Below are 11,178 nucleotides of genomic sequence, written 5' to 3'. Positions count from 1 at the left end.
CCATATGTTCATATCAATATTGTTGCAGTAAAAACATTATCATTCAGCTCCGCCTTAACCGACCAGCCGAGCCTGTCACATAACAGCTTCACGACATACAACCCCAGTCCGCTGCCGCCTTCCGTCCGTGCATCCATACGGTAGAACGGCTCGAACACTCTGTCAACATCGAGTGATGTGCTGTCCGCAATGGTATTGGATACACATAATACCACACAATTACCGTCCTGTTTCAGCTTAACGCCGAAGCTGTCAGAGGTGTATTTCTGTGCATTGGACATGAGATTATTCAGTATCCTTGTCAGACAATGCACATCAGCCTGAATCATGATACCGTCGTCAATATCGAAGTCGGTTCTGATGTTTCTTTCGGCTATCCACGAATGCTGTTCAAGCACCGTTTCGGTCAGGAGATTGCCGAGAATTATCTTCTCGATATTCAGTTCTTCGCCGCCGTTTTCTATCTTCGTCAGCTCGAAAAACTCATCGGAAAGCACTTTGAGATACCTGTTTTTCTGCATGGCGATACCGAGATACTCCGCATTCTTATCCGACAGCTCACCGCTTTTCCCGATCATTTGCAGGTAGCCGAGTGATGCCGTCAGCGGCGTGCGAAAGTCGTGGGAGATACCCGAAATGACCGTCCCGAGCTGCTTTTTCTGCTCCTCATACTCTGCGCCCAGCTCCCGCTGAATATCGGTAGCATAGTTCGGAGGAAAGGTCAATCGAAAAAATTACATACCTCACAAAGACAATGGCGGCAAGACCCGACGTTATACCATCAGACCCGATGATGCGATCAGGTTTATGAGCGATCGACCCCGAGCCGCAGACAGCCGCTCAGGGTCACCCCCGCCCATGCGGGGAAAAGTTTTGCGTTATACCCGTAGGCACGCCGCCCCATGGATCACCCCCGCCCTTGCGGGGAAAAGTTGCCCGCACCAACAGAGTGACATATTTTTAACCTGATCTGTAGAACCGTTTCCATTCTCTCTGATGCTCAGGAGTGATATATGCACAGACCTTTCCGCGCTCGCCCTTATTTTTCATTAAGAAAAACAGGAACGTTATTCAGAATAGTCACTCAGATCAGTTCAGAGTTGTATCAATCTGTCGCCTGTATTTTTAAGGCTTTCATCATGAGTCACAAGAATAATGGTTTTTCCGGCTCTATTCAGTTTTTTTAGCACTTCAATTACAATTTCCGAATTTTCAATGTCAAGAGAACCGGTAGGCTCATCAGCAAGAACGATATCACATTTTTTCAACATTACTCTTGCCAAAGCGACCCTCTGTTGTTCACCGCCCGAAAGAGTATAAACAGGTTTATCCGCTTTATCTGCTATTCCAAGAATATCAAGTGCCTGTTCTATCGAAATAGATGATCTTGCATTTTTAGGTATCATTTTCAGATTTTTCATAACTGTTTTATTATCGCTCAATGCAAAATTCTGAAACAGGAAACTGATCTTTTCACGCAGAAATTTTGTTTTATTTCTTGTCTTTGTAAGGTCTGTTCCATCAACTGTTATGCTTCCCGTAGTGACCCTTTCGATCCCGCTGATAAGACTTAACAGTGTGCTTTTTCCGCAGCCGCTTTTCCCTGAGATAACAACGAACTCACCGTCATTTATTACAAATGACACATCTGAAAAAATCGTTTTTGTCTCAAACTTCTTAGAAACATTTTTAAGTTCTATCATAATGCTCCCCCCTTTAGTGATCTTATAGTGTTTTTCCTGCTGTCGATAGCTGCTGCTGCTGAAAAAAGTATGAACTCAGCAATAAACATTATACATACTGCTGCACATATTTTCAGGATATTCCGACCTTTTAGAATTCCCGATGCCAAAAGCATCGGTGCTAAATATGATAGTGATATTGTTATTACAGTTCCTATATGCCTTGAAAAAAATCCGTACCCACTTATCCTCATTATCGCCCTGTCTCTGCGTTTTAATGATATATCAAGCATTATAGTTGCCGATGTCATAAGGATGCTGTATATCAATACCGAAACAAAGGACAGCATGAAAATCAAAAGAACTGAGTTTATATTTTTGATATATTTGTCAGTCAGCCCATTGATACTGTTTATATCAAGGGCAAGCGATCTGATGCCTTTTTCTTTGAGAAGTTCATTCGCCTTACCAGGACTGACCCTGACTGCTATCTGATCTGTATCAAAATAGTCATACATCTTTGCATCAGGTATATAGATTATTATCGGAGATGAGGCTATTTTGAAAGATATATCTGATATTTTTTCTGTATTGCTGTCCGATTCTCCCATAAACGCAATTGCAGCACCTCTATATTTTTTTATTTTATATGCAGTATCAAGATCATATGTTTTGTTGAGCTGTTCTAACCAGTTCTTGCAGTCTTTGAGATCTAATCCGTGATATTTTTCCGGTACAATAACTGTTATTTCTTTATTATCAGGTTTTGTATGCGTTTGTGCCTGGATATATTTATCAGCGCTTCCGGCTGCCACCACAACATTTGATCTGCGGTATATCGAACTGTTATCATTTATATAAAAATTGTCAAGAGATCTCAGCATAAAAACATCGCCGTATTCACCGAGGCTGTCTATATATTTTTTTTCATCTTCAAAAAACTGTTCTATACCGTTTGGCTCTCCTGTTTTTATAGTATTTGTTCCGTCAAGCGATCTGTCAACGAGCTCTGCCTGATAAGCACTGACGCTAATATTTATCAGACTGTGATCAGAAAAATACTTACTGAATTTCTCAGCAGCTCTGATCCTGGCTTTGCTGCCTGAAAGTACTGAACTCAAACCTATAAGCAGCAGTATAAGTGAAACAGAGATCATTTTAAGAGTATAGTTTATCGGAAGAAATATTTCATTATCGTTACTGTTTTTCAAAGATGCGCATATATCAACAGCATGATACAAAAGATATACCGCAGAATCTGCAATACACAATACAGTAAGATATACCGCCATTTCACGCTTTATTATTATCGCTGCGGTATATGATGACAATATCGGTATCAGAATGAGCGGTACAGTTGCAAAAACAGCGATATCGTAAAACATCGCTTCCGCAATCTGTTTATTCAAGCTGACACCAAGAGTTATCTTTATACATACTTCTTTTTTTCGGCTGACCATATCATATACCGACAGCAGTATCATGAATATAAAAGCAGCGGCAAATGCTATTATCTCATAATGATCTGCGGCACAAAGTCCTGATCTTTGCAGTCTGTACTTCTGAGAAAGCTCGGAAGCGAACTGCCCGACCTCTCCTTTTTCGGGATCAAGATATAATCCGCTGATTATTGACTGTTCTGCCTTATCCGATTCTAAGTCTTTCATTTCCGCAAATTCAATACAATAGTCATCACCGGTTATCGTTTTGAAACTGCACTGATCTATACCGAGTTTTCTTTTTATCTCTTTTTGATCTCCGTTGGTACAGCAATATATCTCCTTCTCACATTCTCCGCTTTCGTAGATGACAAAAAATCCGCAGCAATTATATTTTTTTGCCAAAGTGCTGATATCCTCAGTAAGTGTTCTTCCGTTATATACGCTCATAAAGTACAAAGACTCAAATTTCTCGGATGCTCTATCTGTCAATCTTGAATAAGCTGTTTCTCCGCAAAAAATTATCAGACACAATGTGAGAACAACATATATCGCATATTTTACATTACGTATCATATAAATTCCTCAAAAATAAAGACAGCACCGCATTATCAATGAGCGGCACTGCCGTATATATCAGACAAGATAATAATCTTTAAGCGTCTTTATCACTTTGTCAAGTTCGGGTTTCAGTTTTTCGGCTTTCATGACATCTTCAGCTGAAACGGTCGGCATATCCTTATTTTTATAGCGGAAATCACCATTTTCGTCTACTGTAAAGGCAAAAAAACCTGCCCAGCTTCCTTTATCGTAGAACGTTTCACCCTCGTATGTGATATAGTGACCGTTATAACTGTTTATGGACACACTTATTTCTTTCATTCCACTATGATCGTAAATCGCTGACACATCGTAATGATAGTCCAGTTCATCACCTTCAATTTTCAGCGGAACATCCAGACCATCCCATGAAGATGCAAGTGTGATCGAAAAAGAGTCATTATATTCTCTTGGTATCGAATATTGCAGAGTGCAATTCAGTCCGTTTTCAGTACACAAAGCTGTACCAAGATGTCTGTCAAAATCATCAATATTTTTTTCGTCAAATCCGTGCTTCTCGATAAACGGTTGGTAATATTTCTCGCAGACCTCATAATAATGTTTCTTTTTGACAGCATTTACAACATTGATTGCAATCACAGCTGCTGCAATAAGTGCAACAAATATTGCAGGAACTATCCAGCTTTTTATTCTGCTTTTTTTTATATCCATAACAGTTATCTCCAAAGATATAAGATAATGCTAAAACAAATACCTGAACATGAATCAAACATCAATTTGCAACTGTATATACACCAGATACAGTTGCCCAGTTGTTCTTGATCTTAACAAAACCGGTCTCACTGTTAAAGCGTCCTGTTCCACCGTATTTCACTGTACCGCTGGAGCGTACAATAGCATATGTTTGTAAAGAATCTTCTGTGTATGAAGTACTCTTCACACTTGAACCCGAATGAGTTATGCAATAGTATCCTATTTCAGTGCCGCGATATCTAACTCTTTCAGCTACATGATAAAGATAATCTTTATCAATTATTTCTTTCCTGGTATATCCCCTACTACGTTCAATGTCAAGTGCAGATGCCTGAGTAGATGCTATTCCTGATGAGGAAACTACCATTACAGCAGCAAATAATGCTGATATAACTCTTCTTGCCTTGTTCACTTACTTTGTCTTGTCCATCACAATCGCTCTTAAATTGATATTTACTTACAGACAATTATTTTATTTTTTATTAAATAAAATAACCAACTACATTCCGAATTATATCATAAAACATAAGTGCTTGCAATACCTATTTTTGTTGTTTTACAAAAAATTAACAGTCTGACATTTCCTGTGACAAAAGTTTGAGTTATTTAAATGTATACAAATTATTTATACCAGCTTGGATATTTCTAAGAGTCATAAAATAATAAATATGTTCGGGCGATTGCTGCGATGATTCACAAATGTCAGCATCGGTATCTGTCTTGGAAAGCTCGACAACGTTTTTGATTTCAGCCCTATATACTTGCGACTAACACCATTTTCTTATTTCTTTATCTCGCACTCATACTCATTAAATGTCAGAACCTTATCATAAGCTCTCTGCCGAAGCACAAGCGCATAATCCGCCCACTCCCTAAACTCCGCCTGCGTCATTTTCTTCTTCAAGTACCGGGCATAATGCTGCTTATACGCCTTTGTATAAGTCAGTAATATCGGATCACTGTTGACCTTATCCATATATGTTTTCCTGCTTCCGATATCACGGCAGGTCTTCTTGCGCTGTCCTTTGATACGGCGGGTGCAGAAAGCAGAGTACTCCAACCGCAAGTTCAACGAGCCGATGCCGAAGAAAGGTTATGCAAAAGTCAAGCTGATTCACTATATCCAGTCCTTTGACCCGAAGGATAATGTCAGTATCGAGACTGCGCAGAAGATAGGTTTGGATTTGGTTCGTGAAATGTTTGGTGAGGACGTTCAAGCGGTCATCGCAACGCATGATGATACAGGAAAGATTCACAATCACATTGAGATCAACGTCTATGATTTGAATGGCAGGCACTTTTACTCCAACAAGGCTTCCCTCAAAAAGATCAAAAAGCTGTCGGACGAGATTTGCCAGCGATACGGTATCAAGCCTTTTGACAGGGAGAACTATGTCCGCAAGCCGATCATCAGCGGTTATCACGAATGGATAAATCTGAAACACAATACCTCGTGGAAACAGCAGATTCGTGAGCGCATTGACGAGCTGATAACCATTGCCGACAGCCTTGATGACCTCAGAAATCGCATGGAGCAGGAAGGCTTCACTTTCAAGGACGGCAAATACATCCGCGTCAAGGCTCCCGGGCAGCAGAAGAATGTCAGGCTGAAAACGTTGGGTGACAACTACACGCCCGAGCGAATCGAAAAACGGATTGCCGAGCACAAAAAGAAAGCGTTGGAAGAATTTGTCACGCCGTTCTACACGATCACTACCAGCATTAAGGTCAAAGCAGGCACATACAAGAACACTTCTCCTATTGAAAATACTTGTGGAAGATTCTTGCGGCTGTATGAAATTCTTGTGCGGGAAAAGATCAAAAACATCTCCGATGCCGAAGACAAGTTAACTGCTGCGGAGAAAAAGTATGCCACAACTCTGCAACAGGTGCGGGAATTGAAAGAAAAAATCTCAACGCTCGAATCGGAGATCAAGAGTGCAAAACACTATTTTGATGACATGGGTATCATGCAGCGAAGATTTCCGAAGAAGGACGTTGACAAAGCTGCCGTTGCAGTAATCAAGGAACACGGCTTCAAAAAGAAAGAGGATCAAGAACCGTTTTATCCGGAGCAAATACAAGTGCATTCTGACAGTAACGCTTATCCTTCGGGTACTTCTTCGCAAGCAGGAACTCATAGAAAATGCAAGTGGCAATCAGGATTGTTTTTCCAAGTCCCATAGTCAGGGCATAGATATAGTTCGGATATTCCTCCTTGAACTTCTTCATCTGCTTGAAAATAGCTTCATTTTGATCGTCACCCAAGTCAATCCAGCGAATCTGTCCATCTTTATGTATCGTGTAGTATGAAGTATCAGAAAAGCGGTTCTGACGCTTTCTCAAATCATCGAAAATCTCATACATATGGGCATTATCAAGAAACTCCTTAATAAACACATACATCTCCAAAGCATGGAACTGAGGTTCACGGAGGAAAGCATCGGGATTCTCGCTCTTATCATTATAGGCAAGGAATTTCCTTGTCAGGTCATTATATCGTGAGCGAATCTTACCCCTGTTTATGATATAGAATGTCCATAACTGCTCATAGAAAGCATATTCCTGAGCAAAAGCAGTTGTTTTCTTTGCCATAGAGACTTACACCTCCACTTCAAGAGACTCCGAAAGAAGATCGGTGATCTTGACCTTTATCGTACCTGCATCATCGGGAATATCATACACGCCGAGGACAAGGCTCTTTTTGTCAGGAATATCGGTAACGGCAGGCTGCATAACAACACCGTCATAATTCCAGTCGATCATGATAGACTCAACGAGCTGTCTCCAATCCTCTACATATTCCTTTTGAAGCGAGAGCTTCTGCAAGAGGTTCATCGGATAGAAAGCACGGATAACGAGCTTGCCGCCCTCACGAACGACCTCTGCTTCTGCTTCACGCTTCAATTCAAGCTCAGACTTATCCCTGAGAATATCCACGATCTCAATATCGAGCTTATAATCCGACAGCTCCTTTTGGAGAGAAGCAGCGAGGTCAGGCTCATGTCCCATACAAACAATGGTGATCTTCTCCACGGGCTGGGACGGATTTTCCTCTTTCCTCTTTTCGTAGGTCTTATAGGGGAGATTTGCTTTCAGTTCCTCTAAATCTGCTTTTGTAGCGATACGATTGACAGGCATGATCTTCACCATTCTGCCGTCTTTTTCGCCGTCCCATACATTCGACTGCTCAAACGGCTGAATTTCAAGTGCTTGAATAATAAGATCACGGGCTTCAATAGGATTTCGGAAGAAATCGTAGTTATTAACATTATATACTTCAAAGCCAGTATACTTTATATTTTCATCAGTTAATGAGGGCTGAAGTTCATTTCCGACCTTTATAAGTCTTTTTGTTGTGGTTTGAATAGCTCCAAGATTAATATCTGCACCAATAAAACGTCTTCCGAGTTTCATAGCAACAGCTTGGGTTGTACCACTGCCCATGAAACAGTCAAAAACAATATCTCCTGGGTTAGTGGAGGCACAAATTAGCTTAGTCAATAGCTCTTCAGGCTTTTGAGTAGGATAATCCGTTCTATTTGAGGACATTTGGTTTTCAATATCAATAAAGAAGTAGTCGCTGGCACATTTTCCTGCACGAAGATAGTCCCTTACAACCCATTCTGGATGTTCAATTTCATATTTGGGATCAACGTCTTTGGCACTACGAATAGGACTTCCTTTAATATTTCGACCATTTAAACGGTATTCTCCATTTTCATCTTCATATCTATATTTTTTTATTGTTGATTCCGAGAGCGGTTCAAGAACCATATCATCATCCCAGTTAAATGTAGGCATTTTGTCTTTTTTGTAAAATAGAATATCATCATGAACTCTTTTCCAACTGCTCTTAATCGCACTTCGTGTAGAATACATCCATACCAAAGAATTAAGATGATTCTCTGGACCAAACACCTCATCCATTAAACATCTCAGAAGATGTACCTTATGATAATCACAATGAAGATAAATAGCTCCCCCATCAGGAGAAAGTAATTCACGCATTATAATAAGGCGTTCATGGCGGCAGCGAACGCACGTTCGCAGAGTGATTTTATTGAAAAAGCAATCAAGTTCTACTCGGGGTATCTCGATTGCCGTTCGGACAACATGACGGAATATCTCGGCGAGGTGACTGCGTCGGTAGTCGATGGTATCGTCAAGGGCAGCGAGCAGAGGATAAGCCGGGCGTTGTTCAAGCTGGCTGTTCAGTCGGCGGTGCAGTCGCATATACTTGCGGCGGTATCCGATGTTGACGAGACCGATGTCGGCAAGCTGTATGGAATGTGCGTGGATGATGTCCGCAAGACAAACGGTATAATCGATTTCCGAAACGCACTGAAATATCAGAGGGAGTAATGACTTTGGAAAAGATAAGAACAGGAATTTATGTGTCCGCTGACGTGCTTTCCGAGTGTGATGACTACTGCACCAAGAACGAAATAAGCCGCTCGGAAATGATTGAGCAGGCACTAAATTTATTTCTTGCAACGAGGAAGATAGAAAACAAAAGTGAAGTGCTTGTACCTGAACTTGCAAAGTGTATCGCAAAAGCATCGGACGAAGGCATCACCAAAATATCAAAAGGCTTGTTCCGATACGCTGTCGAGGTGGAAATGCTCATCGCAATACTCGCCGACACATTCGATGTCAGCAAGAACGAGTTGAAAGACATTCGCCGAGAAGCCGTCAACAACGTTCGCAGGACAAGGGGAAAAATCAATCTCGATGACCTTATCACTCGAAACTTTGACGAGGGGATAACAGACAAGGACTCCTTTGAATAGAGCACACCCGATACCGAAACGGTATTGACTTCGAGTACCAAATCAGGACTGCATCTGCTGTCGTGAAACACTATGACAGATAACTCTGGGACAGAACGCTCCCGAGTTTCAAAAATGGGAATTCGGTATGACAGAATAGGCTATCCCGTCATCATGAGGTGGCAATGCATCACTCCATCAAATCGGTGAACGAACGGACACCCCTTTGACGGTGAACAGTTCGTTCACCGTCAAAGGTCGTAATTCACGAACCACTGCACCCGCCTCAGAACAGGATGGGTGTTAGGGTGTCGGGTACACCTTTTCGCAGGGTACACCCGATACCCTGCAAAAAGGGGGCGGCAAATCACCGCCCCCTAAAAAACGAAAGGACAGATAAAAAATGAACAACTCAATTACACCACGAACGATCACAACCACCACAGGAGGCATGAATGCGATACGAAATTATGTTCAGACACGAACCCGATGTACTTACCGTTCCCGAGGCGGCAAGGCTACTTCGCATCGGGAAGAACCAGACCTATGAGCTTGTCAAAGAGGGCAGGCTCGGTGCGATTAGGCTCGGCAAAAAGCTGATAATACCGAAGCCGGCACTTATTGATTTCTGCCAAAACGAGCAGAGCAATTTATCGGTAGTGCCGAAATAAATAAAAAAGACTGGATTTCGTCGGCGAGATGTGGTATGATGTTCGCTGACGAAAGTCACAGTCTGGCACGAAAGGGGAATGTTAATGAAAAGAACCACAGGACATCTGGCTGAGAAAAAAGGCAAATGGTATGCTGTCATTAATCTTTATGACACGGACGGAAAGCGTAAAGAAAAGTGGCAGAGTCTCGACCTTGAAGCGAAGAAAGGCACTAAGACCGAAGCAAATCACCGCCTGAATCAGCTGCTCGAAAAGTACAACACCGGCGACCTTTACTTGCAGGACACCATGACCCGTGCCGAGCGTGAGCGCAACAGAATCGGCGATATGCTCGTCGAGGATTACCTTGCCGAGTGGCTGGCAAGCTACAAACCGAACGTCACCAAAGCGACTTTCCAGAGCTATCAAATGTACGTCAACATCCACATGATACCGTTCTTCAAGCCGATGAAGATCAAGGTCAAGGAGATCACGGGCGACGAGATCAACGAGTATTATTCTCACCTTCGCGCAAAGGGGCTGAAAGGCACGACCTGCCAGCGACACCACGCACTCCTGCACCTTGCGTTCAAATCGGCGATGAAGCGACGTATAATCCCAAGCAATCCGGTCGATCAGGCTGACAGACCGAAGGCACAGCAGTTCATCGGCAACTATTATAATGCTGACGAGATCAAAACTCTGCTCGACTGCACGAAGGACGATCCGCTGCACATCGTAATTATGATCGCCGCTTACTACGGCTTACGCAGGAGCGAGGTCATCGGTCTGAAATGGACGGCTATCGACTTCGGCGGCAAGACCATAAGCATCAAGCACAAGGTCTTGCAGGACTCGGACGGTCTGACAGGCTACGATGTGATGAAAAAAAAACCTCATACCGAACCATGCCGCTTATGCCGATAGTCGAGCAGGCACTTATAGCCGAGCGTGAAAAGCAAGCTGAGATGAAACAGGTTTTTGGCAAAAGCTACAACAAAAAGTACGAGGAGTATATCTGTGTCGATGCACTCGGTGAACTTATCAAGCCGAACTACGTTACAGATCATTTTCAGGTCGTGCTGAAGAACAATGGTCTGCGAAAGATACGGTTCCATGATTTGCGTCACAGTTGTGCCAGCTTAATGCTTGCGAACGGCGTTCAAATGAAGCTGATTCAGGAGTGGTTAGGTCACAGCGACATAGGAACCACGAGCAACGTCTACAGCCATGTTGACAGCGAAAGCAAAAAACTGAGCGCGGCGGCGATCTCCAAAGCGCTCGACATGAACGACAATGAAATCTAACTAAAATAAGTCCC

At 42.4% G+C, this 11,178-nt stretch carries 13 protein-coding genes; 6 read left to right on the top strand and 7 right to left on the bottom strand.

Translation table 11 applies throughout. From position 1 onward, the window contains the following. Positions 1–8: 8 nt before the first annotated feature. From BT142_RS17085 to BT142_RS17065, 6 genes are all read right to left on the bottom strand, one after another. A complete protein-coding gene (locus BT142_RS17085) occupies positions 9–725 on the bottom strand; it encodes a sensor histidine kinase (RefSeq protein ID WP_072419385.1) in 717 nt (238 codons plus the stop codon). Positions 726–1,094: 369 nt separating this feature from the next. Then, on the bottom strand, positions 1,095–1,703 hold the full coding sequence (locus BT142_RS17080) for an ABC transporter ATP-binding protein (RefSeq protein ID WP_072419384.1): 609 nt from the start codon (positions 1,701–1,703) through the stop codon (positions 1,095–1,097). Then, on the bottom strand, positions 1,700–3,697 hold the full coding sequence (locus tag BT142_RS17075) for a hypothetical protein (protein ID WP_072419383.1): 1,998 nt from the start codon (positions 3,695–3,697) through the stop codon (positions 1,700–1,702). The genes BT142_RS17080 and BT142_RS17075 overlap by 4 nt, the downstream gene beginning before the upstream one ends. 60 nt (positions 3,698–3,757) lie before the next feature. After that, positions 3,758–4,393 (bottom strand): carbohydrate binding domain-containing protein, encoded by a 636-nt coding sequence (locus BT142_RS17070; protein WP_072419382.1) that lies wholly within the window; start codon positions 4,391–4,393, stop codon positions 3,758–3,760. Between the two features lie 61 nt (positions 4,394–4,454). Then, entirely contained in the window at positions 4,455–4,847 is a 393-nt protein-coding gene (locus BT142_RS18885) for a hypothetical protein (protein ID WP_139182289.1), read from the bottom strand. A 369-nt stretch (positions 4,848–5,216) separates the two neighbouring features. Next, positions 5,217–5,495, bottom strand: a complete 279-nt coding sequence (locus BT142_RS17065; RefSeq protein ID WP_242872028.1) for a DUF6076 domain-containing protein — start codon at positions 5,493–5,495, stop codon at positions 5,217–5,219. 19 nt (positions 5,496–5,514) lie between these two features. Between BT142_RS17065 and BT142_RS19435 the strand changes: the two genes are divergently transcribed. After that, the gene (locus tag BT142_RS19435) at positions 5,515–6,621 is read left to right on the top strand and encodes a relaxase/mobilization nuclease domain-containing protein (RefSeq protein WP_092983371.1); all 1,107 of its coding nucleotides are present in this window, start codon (positions 5,515–5,517) and stop codon (positions 6,619–6,621) included. Between the two features lie 415 nt (positions 6,622–7,036). Here the strand turns inward: BT142_RS19435 and BT142_RS17050 are convergent, their stop codons facing one another. Then, entirely contained in the window at positions 7,037–8,446 is a 1,410-nt protein-coding gene (locus BT142_RS17050; RefSeq protein WP_072419379.1) for a DNA methyltransferase, read from the bottom strand. A 15-nt stretch (positions 8,447–8,461) separates the two neighbouring features. On the opposite strand from BT142_RS17050, the gene BT142_RS19790 reads away from it, so the two are divergent. The 5 genes from BT142_RS19790 (at position 8,462) to BT142_RS18570 (ending at position 11,164) form a co-directional block, all read left to right on the top strand. Beyond that, on the top strand, positions 8,462–8,800 hold the full coding sequence (locus BT142_RS19790) for a hypothetical protein (RefSeq protein WP_072419378.1): 339 nt from the start codon (positions 8,462–8,464) through the stop codon (positions 8,798–8,800). Between the two features lie 5 nt (positions 8,801–8,805). Beyond that, on the top strand, positions 8,806–9,228 hold the full coding sequence (locus BT142_RS17040; RefSeq protein WP_139182287.1) for a hypothetical protein: 423 nt from the start codon (positions 8,806–8,808) through the stop codon (positions 9,226–9,228). Between the two features lie 434 nt (positions 9,229–9,662). Next, positions 9,663–9,878, top strand: a complete 216-nt coding sequence (locus tag BT142_RS17035; protein WP_072419376.1) for a helix-turn-helix domain-containing protein — start codon at positions 9,663–9,665, stop codon at positions 9,876–9,878. Between the two features lie 84 nt (positions 9,879–9,962). After that, entirely contained in the window at positions 9,963–10,784 is an 822-nt protein-coding gene (locus BT142_RS17030; RefSeq protein ID WP_175444985.1) for a tyrosine-type recombinase/integrase, read from the top strand. Beyond that, positions 10,775–11,164 (top strand): tyrosine-type recombinase/integrase, encoded by a 390-nt coding sequence (locus tag BT142_RS18570; RefSeq protein WP_175444984.1) that lies wholly within the window; start codon positions 10,775–10,777, stop codon positions 11,162–11,164. The genes BT142_RS17030 and BT142_RS18570 overlap by 10 nt, the downstream gene beginning before the upstream one ends. Positions 11,165–11,178: the final 14 nt, after the last annotated feature.

It is taken from the genome of Ruminococcus sp. YE71 (genome assembly GCF_900119155.1).
Taxonomy (GTDB): Bacteria; Bacillota; Clostridia; order Oscillospirales; family Ruminococcaceae; genus YE71.
The sequence above is the reverse complement of the archived record's forward strand: the minus strand, read 5'-3'. Positions and strand labels throughout refer to the sequence as shown.

Bases quoted from the DNA above. Each gene is read 5' to 3' on its own strand.
- BT142_RS17080 (WP_072419384.1), bottom strand. From the start codon at position 1,703: ATGATAGAACTTAAAAATGTTTCTAAGAAGTTTGAGACAAAAACGATT.
- BT142_RS17075 (WP_072419383.1), bottom strand. From the start codon at position 3,697: ATGATACGTAATGTAAAATATGCGATATATGTTGTTCTCACATTGTGT.
- BT142_RS17070 (WP_072419382.1), bottom strand. From the start codon at position 4,393: ATGGATATAAAAAAAAGCAGAATAAAAAGCTGGATAGTTCCTGCAATA.
- BT142_RS19435 (WP_092983371.1), top strand. From the start codon at position 5,515: ATGCCGAAGAAAGGTTATGCAAAAGTCAAGCTGATTCACTATATCCAG.
- BT142_RS17050 (WP_072419379.1), bottom strand. From the start codon at position 8,446: ATGCGTGAATTACTTTCTCCTGATGGGGGAGCTATTTATCTTCATTGT.
- BT142_RS19790 (WP_072419378.1), top strand. From the start codon at position 8,462: ATGGCGGCAGCGAACGCACGTTCGCAGAGTGATTTTATTGAAAAAGCA.
- BT142_RS17035 (WP_072419376.1), top strand. From the start codon at position 9,663: ATGCGATACGAAATTATGTTCAGACACGAACCCGATGTACTTACCGTT.
- BT142_RS17030 (WP_175444985.1), top strand. From the start codon at position 9,963: ATGAAAAGAACCACAGGACATCTGGCTGAGAAAAAAGGCAAATGGTAT.
- BT142_RS18570 (WP_175444984.1), top strand. From the start codon at position 10,775: ATGCCGATAGTCGAGCAGGCACTTATAGCCGAGCGTGAAAAGCAAGCT.